General features: G+C 62.2%; 16 protein-coding genes. 3 read left to right on the top strand and 13 right to left on the bottom strand.

All coding sequences use genetic code 11. From position 1 onward, the window contains the following. Positions 1 to 28 precede the first annotated feature (28 nt). The 5 genes from J3U06_RS08405 to J3U06_RS08385 form a co-directional block, all read right to left on the bottom strand. Positions 29 to 1390, bottom strand: a complete 1362-nt coding sequence (locus J3U06_RS08405) for an NADH:flavin oxidoreductase/NADH oxidase (RefSeq protein WP_267444909.1) — start codon at positions 1388 to 1390, stop codon at positions 29 to 31. Between the two features lie 134 nt (positions 1391 to 1524). Then, positions 1525 to 3786, bottom strand: a complete 2262-nt coding sequence (locus tag J3U06_RS08400) for a transglycosylase domain-containing protein (RefSeq protein WP_267430665.1) — start codon at positions 3784 to 3786, stop codon at positions 1525 to 1527. 41 nt (positions 3787 to 3827) lie between these two features. Further along, positions 3828 to 4547, bottom strand: coding sequence for a Crp/Fnr family transcriptional regulator (locus J3U06_RS08395; protein WP_220236916.1), 720 nt, complete (start codon positions 4545 to 4547; stop codon positions 3828 to 3830). A gap of 112 nt (positions 4548 to 4659) precedes the next feature. After that, positions 4660 to 5886, bottom strand: coding sequence for a lipoate--protein ligase family protein (locus J3U06_RS08390; RefSeq protein ID WP_267444908.1), 1227 nt, complete (start codon positions 5884 to 5886; stop codon positions 4660 to 4662). Further along, on the bottom strand, positions 5868 to 6155 hold the full coding sequence (locus tag J3U06_RS08385; RefSeq protein ID WP_267444907.1) for a TM2 domain-containing protein: 288 nt from the start codon (positions 6153 to 6155) through the stop codon (positions 5868 to 5870). Before J3U06_RS08385 ends, J3U06_RS08390 begins: the two co-directional genes overlap by 19 nt. Positions 6156 to 6236: 81 nt before the next feature. Here J3U06_RS08385 and J3U06_RS08380 point away from each other — a divergent pair, with 81 nt between their 5' ends. Further along, positions 6237 to 6653, top strand: a complete 417-nt coding sequence (locus J3U06_RS08380; RefSeq protein ID WP_267444906.1) for a hypothetical protein — start codon at positions 6237 to 6239, stop codon at positions 6651 to 6653. 189 nt (positions 6654 to 6842) lie between these two features. On the opposite strand, the gene J3U06_RS08375 is transcribed toward J3U06_RS08380, so the two are convergent. The 8 genes from J3U06_RS08375 to J3U06_RS08340 all read right to left on the bottom strand — a co-directional run bounded on the left by J3U06_RS08375 (position 6843) and on the right by J3U06_RS08340 (position 16268). Beyond that, positions 6843 to 7886, bottom strand: coding sequence for a 3-isopropylmalate dehydrogenase (locus J3U06_RS08375; RefSeq protein ID WP_267444905.1), 1044 nt, complete (start codon positions 7884 to 7886; stop codon positions 6843 to 6845). Between the two features lie 66 nt (positions 7887 to 7952). Beyond that, positions 7953 to 10376, bottom strand: coding sequence for a S9 family peptidase (locus tag J3U06_RS08370; protein WP_267444904.1), 2424 nt, complete (start codon positions 10374 to 10376; stop codon positions 7953 to 7955). Positions 10377 to 10383: 7 nt separating this feature from the next. After that, positions 10384 to 11574, bottom strand: a complete 1191-nt coding sequence (locus J3U06_RS08365; protein WP_267444903.1) for an App1 family protein — start codon at positions 11572 to 11574, stop codon at positions 10384 to 10386. 10 nt (positions 11575 to 11584) lie between these two features. Continuing rightward, the gene (gene gcvH / locus J3U06_RS08360) at positions 11585 to 11998 is read right to left on the bottom strand and encodes a glycine cleavage system protein GcvH (RefSeq protein WP_267401122.1); all 414 of its coding nucleotides are present in this window, start codon (positions 11996 to 11998) and stop codon (positions 11585 to 11587) included. Between the two features lie 39 nt (positions 11999 to 12037). Beyond that, positions 12038 to 13636 (bottom strand): L,D-transpeptidase family protein, encoded by a 1599-nt coding sequence (locus tag J3U06_RS08355; RefSeq protein ID WP_267444902.1) that lies wholly within the window; start codon positions 13634 to 13636, stop codon positions 12038 to 12040. 87 nt (positions 13637 to 13723) lie between these two features. Continuing rightward, the gene (nudC, locus tag J3U06_RS08350; protein ID WP_267401120.1) at positions 13724 to 14761 is read right to left on the bottom strand and encodes an NAD(+) diphosphatase; all 1038 of its coding nucleotides are present in this window, start codon (positions 14759 to 14761) and stop codon (positions 13724 to 13726) included. After that, the gene (locus J3U06_RS08345) at positions 14758 to 15615 is read right to left on the bottom strand and encodes an alpha/beta fold hydrolase (RefSeq protein WP_267401200.1); all 858 of its coding nucleotides are present in this window, start codon (positions 15613 to 15615) and stop codon (positions 14758 to 14760) included. The genes nudC and J3U06_RS08345 overlap by 4 nt, the downstream gene beginning before the upstream one ends. 23 nt (positions 15616 to 15638) lie before the next feature. Then, positions 15639 to 16268 (bottom strand): NUDIX hydrolase family protein, encoded by a 630-nt coding sequence (locus tag J3U06_RS08340; protein WP_267401119.1) that lies wholly within the window; start codon positions 16266 to 16268, stop codon positions 15639 to 15641. Positions 16269 to 16439: 171 nt separating this feature from the next. Between J3U06_RS08340 and trxA the strand changes: the two genes are divergently transcribed. Together trxA and J3U06_RS08330 are read left to right on the top strand one after the other, a co-directional pair. Next, positions 16440 to 16784, top strand: coding sequence for a thioredoxin (trxA, locus tag J3U06_RS08335; RefSeq protein WP_267401117.1), 345 nt, complete (start codon positions 16440 to 16442; stop codon positions 16782 to 16784). 173 nt (positions 16785 to 16957) lie between these two features. Further along, positions 16958 to 17941, top strand: coding sequence for a G5 domain-containing protein (locus J3U06_RS08330; RefSeq protein ID WP_324123865.1), 984 nt, complete (start codon positions 16958 to 16960; stop codon positions 17939 to 17941). Positions 17942 to 18008: the final 67 nt, after the last annotated feature.

Raw genomic sequence — 18008 nt, 5'->3', positions numbered from 1 at the left:
CCACCACGAACAGCGTCCATGGCCGCTCTCAGCGTGCGATGCCGTAGGCCCCGCGCCGGTAAGGCTCAGGGTAGGGGGCCTGCTGAGCGGACAGCCCCAGTTTGTAGGCAGCCCTGAGCGGCCAGTAGGGGTCGCGCAGACTGGCTCGACCGATCTCGACCGCATCGGCCAGACCCTTGCGTACGATCCGGTCAGCCTGCCTGGGCTTGGTGATCAGCCCCACCGCTGTGGTGGGAATCAGCACCTGACTGCGCACCTGGTAGGAGAAGGGCACCTGGTAGTTGGGAGCGGCTGGGATCTTCACGCCTGGCACCAGACCCCCGGTGGAAACGTCAATCAGATCCACCCCGTGCAGCTTGAGCACCTTGGCGGTGCGGATGGTCTCGTCCAGACCCCATCCGCCAGTGGCCCAGTCGGTGGCGGACATGCGCACCAGCAGGGGCATGCCCGAGGGAATGACCTCGCGCACCGCATCGATCACCTGGATCAGCAGGCGCATTCTGCCGGACAGGTCACCCCCGTACTCGTCGCTGCGTCGGTTGATCAGGGGATCCAGGAATTGTGAGAGCAGGTAGCCGTGGGCGGCGTGCAGCTCCACTCCCAGGAAGCCGGCTTGAACGGCTCGCACGGCAGCTGAACGGAAGTCAGCCACAATGGAGGCTATCTGCGCCCGCGAGAGCTGAACCGGGACCGCCATCCTCCCGAAGGCGATGGGGCTGGGACCCACGGGCTGCCATCCTCCTTCGGCCACGGGTACGGTGGCGTTGATATAGCCCATGGAGGAGCACCCGGAGGAGCCCTTGCGCCCCGAATGGTTGAGTTGGACGATGGGGACGGCTCCAGCGGCCTTGACATCCCGGACGATGCCCTGCCAGGCCCTGGTCTGCTCGTCATCCCATAGCCCCACGTCGCAGGGAGAGATCCGCCCCTGGGGATTTACAGCCGTGGCCTCCCCGATGACGACCCCGAAGCCGCCCAGGGCCCTGGATACATAGTGCTGATAGTGGAAGTTGGTAGGAACCCCGTCATGCCGCAGGGACGAATAGGTGTCCATGGGCGGCATCCAGATCCTATTGCGGATGTGCTGGTCGCGCAGTTCCATGGGCTGGAAGAGCGCAGGCAGGGCCGTCTCCCGCCTTTTTCCTGATTTTGATTTCCTGGCCTTTTTGACTCTTTTGGCCTTCTTGTCCTTCTTGGACGATTTGATCCCCTTGGCAGCCTTGCCAGTCTTCTTCTTGCCGTCGCCGGCATCCGGCTCAAAGGGCCAGATCGGTTTGGAAACATCCAACCTGCCGGAGCCGCTCACCGGCCCCGGCATCACCTGATCCTCATGAACCCGGCCGTCGGCCCGAGGGGCCTTGTCATCCAGCTCTGAATATTCCTGGACCATCTATTCCTGCCTCTCCCGGCGGACGGCCGTACCCCTCGTGGTCCCGCCCGTCGACGAATCCCTAATGGTCTCCATTGTAAGCACAGCCTCGCTCGGGTCCCAGCCGGAACCCATCAAGCGGATCAGGCCAGGTACTAGTCAGCCGCTTGCACGCTCTGAGTCGCTTCCGAAGTGAGCTCCTCGCTCTCCGGCTCCTGCACGCCTACACCACGGGTCATCTGACGCTGCTGCATCGGAGCCGACTGCTGAGGCTGGACCCCGCCGGTAAAGCGAGCGTCGGGGTTGCCGTAGGAATTATCAGGCTGAATGTTGGCAGCGGCCAGGTAGGTGTTCATGAACTCCTTCCATGCCGGGGTGGCGATGTACATGCCGTACCAAGTGCCCATGGACCGTCCGTTGATGACCTTGCCATTGAAGGAGACCTGACCCTCGGCATTGCCCACAGTGACGAAGGAGGCCACCTGGGGCACGAACCCGCCGGCCAGCATGTACTTGTCCTCATGGGTGCCCGTCTTGGCGAAGGTCTTGCGGCCCCCGTCCAGCTGGGTCACGGCCGCCTCGCCTCCGGGCTGGACCACGCCCTGGTTGAGGGCATAGGCGGTGGTCTCGGCGATGCCCGGGTCGATGGCCTGATGGCAGTTGGCCTTGGGCACCTTGATGGACCGCTTGTTCTTATCGATCACCTTGGTCATGGCAATAGGGCTGCAGGCCACGCCCTTGGCGGCGATGGTGGCGTAGACGTTGGCCATGGTCAGCGGGGAGGCCTGGACCGATCCGATGGTCATGGGCGGCTGGAAGCTGTTGTCTGAGTGGATGTCCATCTGGTCCTTGGGCGAATTGTGGTAGCCCATGTCCTTGGCTGTATCCGCTATGCTGCACAGACCAATCTGCTGGGCCATGGAGGCCTGGGTGGTGTTGTGCGAGCGAATCAGGCCCTGCAGGGGGCTCTCAGGCGAAGTGGTGCCGCCGCCCGAGTTCTCAACGTGCCAGCTGCCAGTGCCGAATCCGTAGGAGGTACCGTCAGCCGTCTTACAGGCGAAGGCGGTCTGCGGATAGCTGGTAGAGGTACGCAGGGGCTGGTTGATGGACTTGCCGGCCTTCATCCAGGCCACCAGATTGATGGGTTTCCAGGTGGAACCCACGGGGAAACCCCAGCCGCCGCCATCCTGCTGGTCCACTGCATAGTTGATGGCCGTGCGGGTGCCACCGCCGGAGTTCTGGGTGGCGTCGTAAATGCGGTTGATCCCGAAGCCCAAAACCTCGCCGGTGCCCGGACGAATGGCCGCCATCGTCACTTCGAAGCCGGTCGGATCATCCACGGGGATGGTGTCCCGGGCCGCCTTCATGGCTGCGGCGTTGGCATTGACGTCCATGGTGGTGTAGATGTCCAGGCCGCCCTCCTTGAGGAGTTTGTTGCGATCCTCCTGGCTCTTGCCGAACTCCTTGGAGTTGAGGATCTGCTTGGTCACGTAGTCGCAGAAGAAGGCCGCGTCCCCGGCCGCCTGGCAGCCGGCGTCCGCAGACTGCACATGCAGCATCTGATCCAGCGGCTTGGCCTTGTTCTCCTCATACTGGCGCTGACTGATGTAGTTCTCCTGCCTCATCAGATCCAGGACGATGTTCCGCTGCTCCTGAGCGGCCTTGATATTGACGGTTGGGTCGAAACGTGCGGGATTCTTGGTCACGGCGGCGATGGTGGCCGACTCGCCCGGATCCAGCTCCTTGGCCGACTTGCTGAAATAGCGCCTGGCCGCCGACTCAACCCCGTAGACGTTGGTTCCGAACTGGGCGATATTCAAGTACCCTTGAAGAATCTCGGCCTTGGAGTACTTCTTCTCCATCTGCACCGCTATCAGCATCTCCCGCATCTTGCGGGCTATGGTCTCCTCCTGGGCGTGATACTCGGCGATGGGGTCGTTGTTTTCCTCGGCCTGGTTCATGAGCACGTTTTTGACGTACTGCTGGGTCAGGGAGGAACCGCCCTGGGTGTCACCCTGCTTGATGTAGGTCTGGATGAAGGCCCTGAGCACGCCCTGGGTATCCACGCCCGCATGCTCGAAGAAACGACGGTCCTCACGGGCCACCACGGCCTTCTGCATGTAGTCGGAGACATCCTTGATGGGTACCACAATCCGGTTTTGCGCGTAGAAGGTGGCGATGACGGTATGCCCGTCGGAGGCGTAAAGGCGGGACTGCTGGGGCAGATCGTTGACGTTGAAGTCGATGTTCTCCGTCTTCAGAGCAGGCATCAGATTCTTGGAGACGGCGTTGATGCCGAAGACTGCGGGGAACAGAAAACCAGAGACGACCACGCCACCTGCGACGCAGAAGATGAGGTAAGCCAGCAACAGCGTGAAAAAGCGCCTGACCGACATGGATTTCTTTTGTTCGGGCATGGTCTCCATCCTAGGCCGTTGGCTCTACCTGACAGCGGCGTTCACATGCGTGAGCGTCGAATCAGCGGTCCTGGCTGGAAAATGATGATGGTGCGGCCCTTGCGAGAGATCCATCCCCGGTTGGAGAAGTCCATCAGGGCTTTGTTGACAGTCTCGCGCGAGGCACCTACCAGCTGGGCCAGCTCCTCCTGAGTCAGGTCATAAGGAACCATCAACCCCTGCTCGAAGGGTTCGCCGAAGCGTGTGGCCAGATCCAGCAGGGTCTTGGCCAAGCGGGCCGGCACGTCCAGGAAGACCAGGTCGGAGATGCGCTCGTTGTCGGTCCGCAGGCGGTGGGCCAGCACCTGAAGCATGTCCACGGCCACCTTGGGATGCTGGTTGAGCCAGTCAAAGAGGGCGTCATGGTCCAGGGCAGCCACCTTGGTCTTGTTGACCATGACCACAGCCGAGGCGGTACGCGGCCCGCCGGAGGGGTCAAAGACGGGAATCTCGCCCAGAATCTCCCCGCGCCCGTGGATGCTGAGCAGCTGGATGCGGCGGTCGGGCGACTGCCGGACCAGCTTGACCCGGCCCTCCTCCAGCAGATACATGCGGTGGTCTGTGTCGCCCTGTCGAAAGATCGTGGACCCCTTGGCGTAAGTGGACTCGTGCATGGTGTCCAAAAGCTGGTCGGCATCCTGCCTGGGAACTTGTTTGAATAGGGCGGTCTGCCTGAGGGCGTTCCCGTCATCGGGAATCTCGTTGGGCTTGTGAACCGCCATACTCCGCACTCCTTTTCGCCATATTTGGCGGGTCTACACCGACTGGTTGATGACCTCACGCCGGATTCGACGCGACTGAGCACGATTATACTCACACATCAACCCCCTCCGATCACGCGATCTGGGCGGTCCACTCCTCACGGCCGTAGCGCTGCCGGAGCAGAGTGCGGGCCCGTTGCTCGACCTCAGGCGCTGGACTGGATATGCGCAGATCCGCCACCAGGGAGGGCAGGGTGTTCAGAAGGGCATTGATCAGGGATTGACGGGACAGACTGGTCTGCCTGTCGATGGGGTCCACCCGGCTTCTGACCGAGGTCACGGCCTTGTCGTGGAATTTCGCCGGATCCACGTTGAGCACCTGGGCCATCAGATCGGCATCCACTGAGTAGGAAAGGGTGGTGTGGTGGAGCAGTCCGCCCGGCCCACGGGAGCCTGGCGGCAATCTGCGTTGGGCGGCGCCCCCCATCTTGCCCCGCGGGGAGGCGATGTCATTCATACCCTGCCAGCCCGCCTGAATCCCTTGCATGCGCAGACCACGAACCAGCCAATAGTCGCAGATCCGGTAGGAGTCGATCAGGTCGGTCCCCTTGACGAAGTCCAGGGGCAGATAGAGGGAATAGGTGATGGCCCGGTCGGGCTGGATGACCATGGTGCCACCGCCGGTACAGCGGCGAACCAGGGTAAAGCCCAGACTGCGCGCCCGCTCCACGTGGACCTCCCGGCTCAGGGACTGGAAGCGTCCCAGGATCACCGCTGGCGCCGCCCAGTTCCAGATGCGCAGGGTGGGTGGCAGCTGGCCCTGGGCCACGACATCATTGAGAGCCTGATCCATGGCCATCTGCATGGCCGGCTGACGTGGACGGTCCCTGATCAGGTCCAGCTTCAGGCCAGACCAACGGCGGCGGCATTCGACCTCGTCCGGCTGCGACTGTTGAAAAGACGCCTGGTCGGGCTCCTCGTGCCTGTGGATGACCAGCCCAGACGGCAGGGCGCGCTCCAGTGCAGTCACTAGGGTCCATGGGGACACGCCGACAACCCGTTGGCCATCCCCTTCTGCCATGATCCTGCCCAGTCGCTTCAGAGCCAGACCAGGATCCAAGGGCAGCGGGATACGGCAAATTGCGGATTCCAGCCGGGATACCGGCCCATGATCATCCTCGGGTTCACGGGAGGCGGTAGGAGCCGGCTCCGTAAAGAAGTCGCCGTCAATCCTGCAGGAAGTGATGACTGGACGGGAGTCTGCCCCCCGGCCCAAGGTCAGGGTTACGCCCGCAAGTTTACCGCCCATCTGCTTGCCGACACCGTGCAGAAGGGCCGGATTCAATCCGTCAACTCCCATCCGCGAGCGTCACGATGCCAGAAGGAGCCGGTTGAAGATGTCAGAATCAGGATGCCTTCGATCAGCCCCCAGATTATGGCAATGGTCGGCCCAATGAAGAAGAAGAGGAAGCCGATCAGGGTGAGCATGAGCTGAGCCACACCCCGGCCGGTTCTGCCCAGGTAGAAGTTGCCCACGCCGAAGCAGCCCAGAAAGATGCTGAGCAGACCTGCCGCCGACTTGCTATGCGGAGTGGGTGATATTGGATAGGGACTCCTGCCGGTAGGCATAGCCCCTGGATACCCGCCCTGGGGCATGCCCGGATAGGGCCAAGGCATAGGAGCCTGCGGGGGATACTGCCGGCCAGGATATTGATTGCCTGGATACTGGCCTGCTGGGTATTGATTGCCCGGATACCCGCTCGGTGGGTACTGGCCAGACGGGTACTGGTCGGGATAGCCCTGTCCCGGCTGATAGGGCCTTGGCGGATACTGGCCACCAGGATATTGCTGACCGGTTGGATATTGTTGACCAGCTGGATACCCGGCGGTCGGATACTGACTGGGCTGATAGGGCCCTGGCTGATACGCCCCAGGATATTGGCCGCCGTTCTGAGGGGCAAATGGGTATCCGGCATTGGCCCTCTGACCTGTCGGATACCCACCATGGGGATACTGACTCGTGGGATACTGACCGGTCTGATACGGACTCTGATTCCCTCCGCCAAAATCATGGCCAGCGGGATAGCCCGAAGCCTGTTGCTGCCCGTCGACTGCATCTGGACCTGACTGGCCCGGCTGCGCAGATTTGGCAGCGGTATCTCCCCCGGCGGGCTCCTGTTGCTCGGGCGAAACCTGCGGGGACGGGGAGGGACCGAAGCCGGGATTCCCTGTCGGCATATCGCTGGACTGCCGGTCATCCGGCTGGGGGGCATCATCCATAGTCATGCCCTCCAGTCTAGCCGCCATCCGGCCCGATTACAGCCGGCTTAGGATATCTCTGCCGATCTGCTCCGTGCTCCGCTGGGTGGAGCCGGAGCGTTCGATGTCGTCCTCCACGGCCCGTTCGATGCTGGCCGCCTCGTCCTCAAAGCCCAGATGATCCAGGAGCATCCCGGCCGAGAGAATGGCAGCCGTGGGGTTGGCGATCCCCTTGCCAGCGATGTCAGGGGCGGACCCGTGGATGGGTTCGAACATGGATGGGTAGGTGCCCGAGGCGTTGATGCAGCCGGAGGCCGAGTAGCCCACGCCTCCCACCACAGCCCCCGCCTCGTCCGTGAGAATGTCGCCGAAGAGGTTGTCGGTCACGATCACGTCGAAACGGCTGGGCTCGGTCACCAGGAATATGGTGGAGGCATCGATGTGCAGGTACTCGCGCTCCACGTCAGGGTACTCCTGACCCACCTGGTCGACCAGCCGCTGCCACATGTCTCCCGCGTTGGTCAGCACGTTCTTCTTATGAACCAGAGTCAGGCGACGGCGACGCTTCATAGCCAGCTGGAAGGCGTAACGGATGACCCGTTCCGCCCCGTATGCCGTGTTGATGGAGACCTCGGTGGCCACCTCCTGGGGGGTGCCCCGGCGAATGGAGCCGCCGGCCCCGGCATAGAGCCCCTCGGTGCCCTCACGCACGACCACGAAGTCGATGTCACCCGGATTGGCCAGGGGTGACACCACGCCCTTGTAGAGCTTGGATGGCCGAAGGTTGACATACTGATCCAGCTCGAAACGCATTTTGAGTAGCAGTCCCCGCTCCAGGATGCCGGCCTTGATACGGGGGTCGCCGATGGCCCCCAGGAGGATGGCGTCCTGCTGCTTGAGCCGGTCCAGATCCTCGTCGGGCAGAATGGCTCCATCGCACAGGTAGCGCTCAGCGCCCAGGTCGAAGTCCTCATAGCGGATATCAGCCTTGCCCCGGGTCACCTTCTCCAGCACAGCCTGAGCCTGGGGAACGATCTCCTTGCCGATGCCGTCACCGGCAATGACTGCAATGTGACATGTTTTCTGCTTGCTATTTGTCATACCCCGAGCATAACGAGCCTGCCAGGGCCCTTTCCCGACCCCGACCGAATCCCGGACAGGCCAGGTTCAGCGGCTTTCAGGAACCATGATGGACAGGCACCAGGCGTTCTCGAAGGCCAGCTCCTCCCACTGCCGGTAGCGTCCGCTGATGCCTCCGTGGCCTGCCTGGACCTCGATCCTGATCAGCGCATCGGCACCTACCTGCGGCTCCTGCAACCTGGCAACCCACTTGAGCGGCTCCACGTAGAGCACACGGGTGTCGTTCATGGATGTGGTCGCCAGGATGGCAGGGAAGTGGTCGCTGTTGAAGAGCCGGAGCCTGCTATCGGCGTCAGGAACGTTCTCATAGGGCGAGTAGGAGCGCATATACCGGTAGACCTGCTGGTCATGCAGAGGGTCTCCCCACTCGTCCCATTCAGTCACGGTCAGCGGCAGATTCGGGTCCAGGATGCTGGTCAGCGCGTCCACGAAGGGCACATCCGCCTCGATGCCGGCATAGAGCTGGGGAGCCATATTGGCCACGGCCCCCATCAACAGCCCACCGGCCGACCCGCCGTTGGCCACGGTATGACGGGGATCCGCCCAGCCCTGAGCCTGCAGTGCGGCGGTCACGTCGATGAAGTCCAGGAAGGTATTGACCTTGTGCAGCCGACGGCCCTGCTCGTACCAAGCGCGGCCCATCTCCCCGCCGCCACGCACATGGGGGACGGCGTAGAGCACGCCTCGGTCAAGCAGGCTGAGCCTGCCTGTGGAGAAACCAGGGTCCTGGCTGATCTCGTAGGCTCCATACCCGGTGATGAACATGGGAGCAGGCTTGTCCTGATCCTGGTCCGGCCAGGGACGGCGCTCAGGATGGTCGGGGGCCTGAATGACCGTGTCATCAAGACCAGTCCTCCCGCAGGCATCCAGCGCCGGATGCATGCCTCGCCGCCAGACCAGGGAGACCGGCACCAGGGCCCCATCCCTGACACGGACCAGAATTCGACGCTCGGCGTAGCGCTCCGGCCGGAAGTCGCCCAGCACCCTGGCCCGCTTGAGCAACCGATCCACGCCCCGGACCGGATCCAGCTCCCGCAGCTCGGCGGGGGTCCCATAACTGCCCCGGATGTAGCGCAGCCCAGGAGCCTTGTAGGAGGGATTGTCCGTGGGGCCTATGCTGTAGAGACGGTCGATGCCGTCCCTGGCCTGGTCGGGCAGAACCTCGCGGAAGCGCCAGGGTCGGCCCGCCCGCAGATCCTCCAGCGCCTGGTCCTTGGCGATAACAGCCATGTGGGGCATGCTGTCGGCCCGGTAGGTCAGGACCACGAAGCTGCGGTGGATGCCCAGCCCCTCGATGCCTAGCCCACGAGCGCCTTGGAGGATGGCCGGATTGCCTGGATCCCGATAGGGCTTCTCTGGCGGCAGGGAGGCTAGGTCTCCGGAGCGCTCGCAGCCATAGGGGCTGCCCTGGGCCAGCCGCACCCCTTCTCCCAGCCGAAATGGCGGACGATGGCTGCGCAGATCGATAAGATCCACCTCAAAGTTGGGGTTGTTCACATTGTGATAGACCACAGCCACCGGCAGGTCCTCCCCCGCGGGACCGGCATTTTCGAACCGGGCCAGGCTGATGTCGTACTCGATTCCCTCCTTGCGGGGGATCAGGGGCACAAATTCGCCCTGCGGATCCTTCAGGTCCAGCGTGAGCACCTCACTGGTGATCTTGGACCCGGTGGCAATCAGCATGGCGGATTCGTCGTAACTCAGGCCCAGCCCCACCCAAAAGCGCTCATCATCCTCCTGATAGACCATGACATCCTGATCGGCCGAAGTACCCACCTTATGCCGCCAAACCGTGTCCGGACGCCAGGCCTTGTCCAGGCCGGTGTAGAAGACCCAGTGGCCGTCGGGGGTCAGCACTGCCCCTGAGGAGACCTGGTCGATTCGATCAAGCAGGTCTCGGCCTTGACATAGATCACGAATGCGCAGGTCGTAGCGCTCATTGCCCCTGGTGTCCAGTCCATAGAGCATCCAACGGCCATCGGCGCTCAGGTCCAGACATCCTAGAGAGAAAAAGTCATGCCCCTTGGCCTCGGCATTGGCGTCGAAGATGACCTCCTCGTCAGGCATGGATCCAGGTGCTGCATCGGCCTGGACAGCAGGAGGGTCCCAGTCATGCTGGTCGCGCACCGGCAGGCGGCACTGCACCCCATACTCCTGGCCCTTGAGCGTCCGGGAGAAGTACCAGTAACCATGCATCCGAGTGGGCACCGACATGTCGGTCTGCTGCACCCGGTCGGTGAACTCCTTGAGCAGGGTGGCCCGCAAACCCTTCTGGCCGGCAAGCCGTTCCTGGCAGTAGCGATTCTGGTCGCGCACGTAGGCCTTGGTGGCAGGATCCTCCCGGTTGCGCATCCACTCGTAGGGATCCTCGAAGTGATCCCCATGAAAGCATCGATCAGCAGGACGGCGTTCCGCACGAGGAGGGGCGGGGTTGACGGCCGAAAAACTCATGGGGCGATTATATTCGGGCGCGGCGACGCAGATAAGGCAGCAGGGTCCGCATCAGATTGGCGCCCGTGGTCCCGTAGAAGACAGGCACCTCCGTCACGGGCACCGGCTGTGTGGCAGTGCGCTTGACCAAGGTTCCCAGCCCGGTCTCCTGGGGACTCAACTGACGGATGCCGATGGCCAGGACCCGGCCCGGATACTGCCGTACCACCTGAGCGAAGGTGGAGGGATCGCTCTGGCCGTCGTCGCCCATGAGCACGAAGCGCATCTTGGGAAAGTCGGCCATGAGCTGGCGGATGAACTCCATCTTGTGCTGCACGATGGAAGGCACGAAGGTCTTGGGCCTGGGATCCAGATCCCGTAGCAGCAGAGGCCCGGCAGGAAAGCCATGATCGCGGATGAATCCGCGTATGGATCCCTCCACATTCCAGGGCGAGGCCGACAGGTAGAAGAAAGGCATCCGGGGGTCCAGATCGCGGATGCGGTTGTAGAGCACGGCCATGCCCGGCACCGAGGACCGGCGGTGCGGATTCGAAAGGAGCAGGTTCCAGGCAGCCTTCCAATGATTCGGCACCTGGCTGATCATGATGGTGTCGTCCACGTCGGATATGACGCCGACAGGAGTCTGACCGGGCACGATGTAGAGCGGCGCATTGATGGGCCGGCGGCCCCGTACCTGGTAGGAGACACGGTGCACGCCTGGGACCAGACCATGCTCGGCCACCAGATCCAGATAGCCCGATCGGTCCGAGAAGACCGCATCCGCGCTCAGGCTGCGGGCGGGATCGACAGCATCGTAGACCGAGGAGTCACCCACCTGGACCCTCCCGATGGCAGTGCTGTCGATGGCCAGACTGACCCTGGTCCTGGGCGCAGGTACGGTCAGCAGGCCACGGATGCCCCGAATGGCCGGATCCCCGCGTCTGCGGCCGTCAGTCAGAATGGTGCGGCAGATCAGCCGGGAATATGATTCGGTGCCGTAGCCCACATAGGGCTGAACGTCGGGCGACCAGCCCAGGCGGCCGGTCATATTGATGGACAGCCCCACCCAGAGGTCGAAAGCGCCAGTAATCAGGCGACGCAGCAGACGCACCGGGGCTGGTCTGCTTTCGATGCCCTCACCGGGCGCGGCCGAATCGAAGGTAGTGCTGACCGATCGGACCCGCAGAGGCCCTTCATTGCGGCCGGATCGCCTGGTCATCACCGGACCGTCAGTTCAGGCTCTTCAGCAGCTGACCGTACTCCTCGGCGCTCATCAGATCGGGCTCATCGTCCTCCAGATCGATCTTGGCTATCCAGCCTTCCCCATAGGGGTCGGAGTTGATGACCTCCGGATCGTCCGAGGCCGCCCTGTTGACGTAGGCGATGGTGCCCGCCACCGGGCAGACCACCGGCTCAACAGCCTTGGAGGACTCCAGCTCGATGACCTCATCACCGGCATCGACGTGGGTGCCGGTCTCGGGCAGGTCCAGAAAAACCAGTTCTCCCAGCTGATCCGCCGCATACTCGGTCACACCCATGGGCGCCGGGGACTGGCTAGGGTCGATCCAGACGTGATCCTGGGAATACTGCAGATGGTCGGGCACATCCAGACGGGAAGTTCCATCACTGTGTTCATCGCTCATGGTTCCAGCCTACTCGGCCGTCTGCCGCGACAGTTGCACCTATCGGGCCGGACCTGGCGGAACCTGTCCCTCCACCTTGACCATGGTCCCGACCGGTGCGTTGTCGTAGATCCATTTGGCATCCTGCTCATACATGTTGATGCAGCCGTGTGATCCGTAGTGAGTGGGGTCGCCCTTGGCAATGCCTCCGTAGTTCCAATCGGCCGTATGGAAGCCCTCGCTGCCATTGTAGTAGGAGACCCATCTGACATTGGGCGACACGTAGCCGGGGCCGCGCATGGTCTGAACGGTATAGCGCACATTGATGAAGAAAGTGCCTGTATCTGACCAGTCCCCGTCATAGGGCTTGCCCGAACAGATAGGGAAGGCCTTAACCTCGGTGGTCCCATGGTAGGCGGTGGCTGTCTGATCGCTCAGGTTGACTCGGATCCAGATGTCGCCGTCAGGCACGTCATAGCGGGCCACCCGAGTCTGCTCCTTGTGAGGCGTGACCTCAGCGCTCGCCTGGATCGGGTTCACGTCGCCCTGGACCAGGGCCTTGACGACCAGATCAGCTGTGGCGGGCACATTCGTAACACGGACCCCGTCTACGCCCTTGGTGGTCTCAGCCACTACATCGCCCTTGGTGTTCTTGACATTGACGGCGGTGACCATATCCCGATCCAGATGCCGAGCTAGCTCCTGATCCAGATACTGCTGGATGGCCTGCCGATCGAAGCCCAGCTCCATGGTTCCCTTGCTGAGGTCTGTCACCGGCTTGACCCAGGTGGCTACAGTGGCGGCCGGAACAGTCATGACATCGTCATCAGCTCCCTTGATGACCAGATCCTTGGCCAGCCGTTGGTTGGCTTGAGATGCCACCTGATTGGCGGTGTCCAGGCTGATGGGCATGCCCACATCCTTGTAGACCAGCCCAACAGCCAGCTGCCTGCCTGGCTGGTCTATCAAGGAGGAGACAGCACTCTGCACACGGCCCAGTTCAGCCCCCTTGCCGCCACGTCCCTCCTGGGCTCTAAAAGCATGAGCACCGGAATCAAAGACGATGGTGGAAGGAACAGAGCGATCTTGACTGGGGATGAAACGTTCAGTCAAATACTTATTCATGGCCAATTGATCCCGTTCTGCCACCAGCGGCACCGCCTCGCTATAGAAGGGGTTGAGCCGGGAGAGGCCTGCAGAGCCCTTGGCTGTCATGACTCTTGTGACTGTGGCATCCTGATCCACGCTCACGCCCAAATCCTTCAACCCAGCCCGCGCAGAGGCGCCATTGCCTTTGAGCTCCACCTGGGAGTCGCGCACCTGCTGATCGACGATCCGCCGGACTTGGTCGCTGGTCCGGCCCATCATGACCTTTCCGCCTAAGGTGACGCCGGGGGCCACCCGATCACGGAAGAAAGCACGAACGCCGAACCAGCAGCCTACCAGAATCAGCACAGCCAGAAGCGACATGGCCAGGATAGTGCGTCCTCGATGACCACTCGAAGGAGTCTTGTCGCTGGCACCTGCGCCGAAAGCCCGCTCTGCTTGTTCGTCGGCGAACAGGTCCACTGGGTCGGGCCCGTTACCGGTCGCGGGCGGCATGGTCACAGTTTCAGTCTGGTCGACATCCGGAATACGAGGCTCTTCTTGCCCCTCCATGGCCATAACGCACCTTTCGCTACTTACATTTCCACAAAATATTTTACGACAGAACCAAACCCAAAGGCACGGGCCTTCCCAAACAGGTCAGAGCTCGCTGCCATACCATTGTTCAATCATATGTCTGGCAACACTGGCCGCCTGGGGTATGTGCAACCGGCCCGAGGCCAGAGCATTGCTGAATTCCTCCCGTGTGAACCAGCCGGCATCCTCGGTCTCCTGACCATCCACCCGGATATTCGTATTCAGGGATCTGGCCTTGAAGGCCACCATCAGGGAGGAGGGGAAAGGCCAGGGCTGAGAGCCCAGGTAACGCATCTCCCCCAAATTCAGGCCCACCTCTTCCAGAGCCTCACGCCGGCCTGCATGCTCCAGATTCTCTCCAGCCTCAACGAATCCAGCAGTGACCGAACGAAAGCCAGGAACCCACTTCCGGTTGTGCTGGAGCAGAAGCCGATCATGGCCGTCCACCACGGTCATGATCACTGCGGGCTCGATGCGGGGAAAGAGCGTGTGTCTGTCCCCCGACACATTCCCCTGGCAGATCTGAGCCCATCCAGCCTGGCAGGGATGAACCGGTGCGCCACAGTGGGGACAGAAGACCTGGAGTCCATGCCATACGGACAGAGCGACTGCGCAGATTGCCAGGCCCACCTGACGCGGATGTCCATGAGGGGCATACTCGCGCAGGCCAAGCCAGTCGAAGCGCTGATCCGCAGCCTGAACCAGGTCACGAAGAGGGTCATGGACGACCCGACCGGCACAGGCTAGATCCAGATCCAGGGCCAGCCAGGCCTGCTGGTCGGCCTTCCCCAGGTAGTAGCAGGGCGGCTCGAACTGGTCTGTCGAGCTTGCTAGAGGACCCCGCAAGTATGCAGCGGGCAGTGTGGCCAGACGGATGCTGGCTCCGGTGCGGCCAGACAAGGCTCCCTCCCCCCTGGGCACGGCCACCTTCTCGCCCCTCACCAGGATGACCCCCGTGCCGTCCTGGTCCAGCAGGTGGTCAAGCAGACCGGGCTGCGGCCGCGATGCCGTGTCGTAGTCCACATCCCCCTGTGCCAGGGGCAGGAAGGGCAGGGGCTCGGTGAGTGCCAACGGGGAGAAGACCGTTTTAGGATTGCTCATGAGAGCCTCCCCACGCGACGAACCAGATCCAACAGGGCAACGGCCACCTGATGCGGATGCTCGACGGCGCTGAAGTGGCCACAGTCGTCGATAGCGGTAAAAGTAACGTCGGTTCCTGCCTGAAGCATGGCCTGGGCCAGAGGCTCCATGGCACGTGGGGGGCTGGATGGATCGCAGCGACCGCTGACCAGAGCCACGGGCACCCTGATGCGGCCGACAAGATCGCTCTGATCCGGGCGGCCTGCAGCCATCCGCTCTCGCCAGGCGATGCCGCGAGGATCCTGGGACTGTATCCATTCGGTCATGGTCTGCACGAAAGCAGACGAACGCTTGACCTTGGAATCGCCCTCCTGAGGCCTGGCGAAGTGCATGACCGGATCCAGCGTCCCCTCCACCTCACAAGTTTGGGCGATCCGCAGCCGGTTGGCCCGGGAGACTGGACGGTCAGCCATCATGGTGGTGTCGCACAGGGCCAGCCCGGCCGCCATCTGTGGATAAAGTCTGGCTATGGCTTCGACCAGGTAGCCTCCCATGGAAAGTCCGACCCAGATGGCCTTCTGCGCCCCCGTGGCGGCGACCATATCCACAAAGGCTCGAGCCATGGCATCCAGAGCACTAGGCAGGGCGCCATCAGAGTCTGCCGGGCCGCAGGACGCCGGCTCAGGCAGGGGGCAATCGCCTGCTCCGGGCATATCTGGCGCAAAGACAGGAAAGGGGGCCATACCAGCACGATCCGCCTGGTCAATCAGCAAGGCCGCACACCGATTCCACATGCGGTGGTCCACAGGGAAAGCATGGACCAGCACCAAGGGCAGCCCCTCCCCTTGTCGATATACGGTATTGACGATGTTCATGCCCGCCTCCAAGGTTTCACGGCTCATAGTGCACCAGCCCAGGTCAGGGCGCTCATCAGCACCTTGCCGTGCCCACCAGGCATCTGGCTCATGAAGGACTCCAGCATATCCGCCTTGGGATCGATCCACTCCACATCCAGGGTCTCGTCCTGGGGCTTGCAGTCCCCGGCCACCGGCACCAGATAACACAGAGCGATGGCATGCTGGCGGGGGTCGTAGTACTCCGAGACCCCCGGTGTGGGGAAGAACTCAGCCACGGTGAAGGGCTGTGGGCTGGCAGGCAGCATAGGCAGGGCCAGCTGGCCCAGATCCTTGGCGATGTTTCTGGCCAGAGCCTCCCTGATGGTTTCATGGTAGAGGATCCGTCCGGTGATCAGGGTGCGTTCAATGTTGCCCTGATCATCCACGCGCAGAAGAGTGCCCACTTGGGTGACAGCGCTCATTTCATCCACGCGAACCGGCACTACCTCCACATAGGGCATGGGTAGGCATCGCCGCGCACGGTCAATGGCATCACGGTCCAGCCATCCGGGAGGATTCGAACCCGAAAAACCCCGGTTGAAGTCCTCTGGAGTGATGTGCGAGAAGGCGCCACGGTCGCGATCGGCATCGAAGTCGTCATCATCGGGAATCTCGTCGTTCAGCACTGGCATGGTTCCATTATCCGCACCAGGCTTGACCGCCCACGGGACCCCGACGGACATCTCCACCCAGAGCATATTCGGGCGCTTTCTCCAGCCTTGATGAAATGCTGATGGTTGAAAGCGGTTGCTAAACACGGGAGCTTCCCGCGCGACAGTCAAGCGACTTCAAGGAGCGTCATTATGACCACCACGACTATCACTTCGGAAAACTTCGAGCAGACCATCAAGGACAACGACCTGGTGCTGATTGACTTCTGGGCCACCTGGTGCGGGCCCTGCAAGGCCTTTGGCCCCATTTTCGAGAAGGCTTCGCAGGCCAACACCGACATCGTCTTCGGTAAAGTGGATATCGACCAGAATCGGGATTTGGCCGCGGCGGCCGACATCCAGGCGGTGCCCACGCTGATGATCACCAAGCAGGGGCAGATCATCTTCAAGCAGGCCGGCGCGCTCAGGTCTTCGGATCTGGACGACCTGATCAACCAGGCACGTAAGGCCGATTTGTCAACCCCTGCGCAGCCCTGAGCCGGTCGAGTTGGCTCCAAGGCAGGTTTGTACTAAAATAGAGATGTATTTGTCCAGTGACCATTTCGGTCTTACCGGAAGCATGCGGTCGATAAGAAGCATTAAATCGACTGATCACTGAGGATCTGTCGGTCCAACAGAGGAGAGTAATGGCGAACCACCGTAGAGGACGGATGAGTGCGGTCAAGGCTCTGACCAAGCGTCAGTGGCTGCGTCTAGCCGCCGGTGTTACTGTTCTCGGTATGGTCATTGGCGCGGGTTTCGCCTCGCGCGACTTCTACGCATCCACTGAGAACTCGGCCAAGTCCGGCGTAACATCCTATTCCGCCACCCAGGATCTTGGCACGGTGTCCCGCAGCAGCACTAGGCAGGCCATCCGCAATGGTGCGGGCGGTGCCAACTCCGGTACATCCTACGTGAATGTGCAGATCAACGGGAAGAACAAGGTGGTGCTGGGCAACGGCTTCACCGATGTCAAATCCGTGCTGGAAGCCGGGGACATTACCCTGCAGCCGGGAGACCAGATCGCCCCGTCGCTGACCACTCGCATCAACGAGAAGACCATCATCCGCATCGACCGGGCCAACGCCCAAGTCAAAACTGACGAGTCGCCCATCCCCTTCAACACCATCGAAGAAAAGACCGACTCCCTGCCGGCAGGCACCACCAAGGTCAAGACTGAGGGGCAGAATGGCGTCATGGAGACCACTAGCCTGGTCACCGAAGCCGGCAGCAAACATCTGGCCAGCAATATCTTCGCATCCTTCGTTAAGACCGTCCCCGTCGATAAGGTAATCCTGGTGGGCACTGGTGGCGGAACCCCTGCACAGTCCGGCTCGACTACCACCACGACGCCTGTAGGCGAAGCCCAGAGCATCGCCCACGATGTGGTCGCCTCCCGCGGCTGGGGCGAAGACCAGTTCACCTGCCTGGTGCAGCTGTGGAACAAGGAGTCCGGTTGGCGGACCAATGCCGCCAACCCCTCAGGCGCCTATGGCATTCCACAAGCGTTGCCCGGCAGCAAGATGGCCTCGGCCGGCCCCAACTGGCAGACAGACGCCCACACTCAGATCGTCTGGGGACTGGACTATATCCAGGGCCGCTATGGGACACCCTGTGGCGCATGGGCTCATTCCCAGTCATCCAACTGGTACTGATTCGTTTTCATACAACTCAACCAGGAACTTCCGGTAGGCTAGTTCGGCTTACCGGAAGTTCTTTTTT

It is taken from the genome of Bifidobacterium sp. B4142 (assembly GCF_026537325.1).
Taxonomy (GTDB): Bacteria; Actinomycetota; Actinomycetes; order Actinomycetales; family Bifidobacteriaceae; genus Bombiscardovia.
This window is presented reverse-complemented; position numbering and strand designations above follow the sequence as displayed.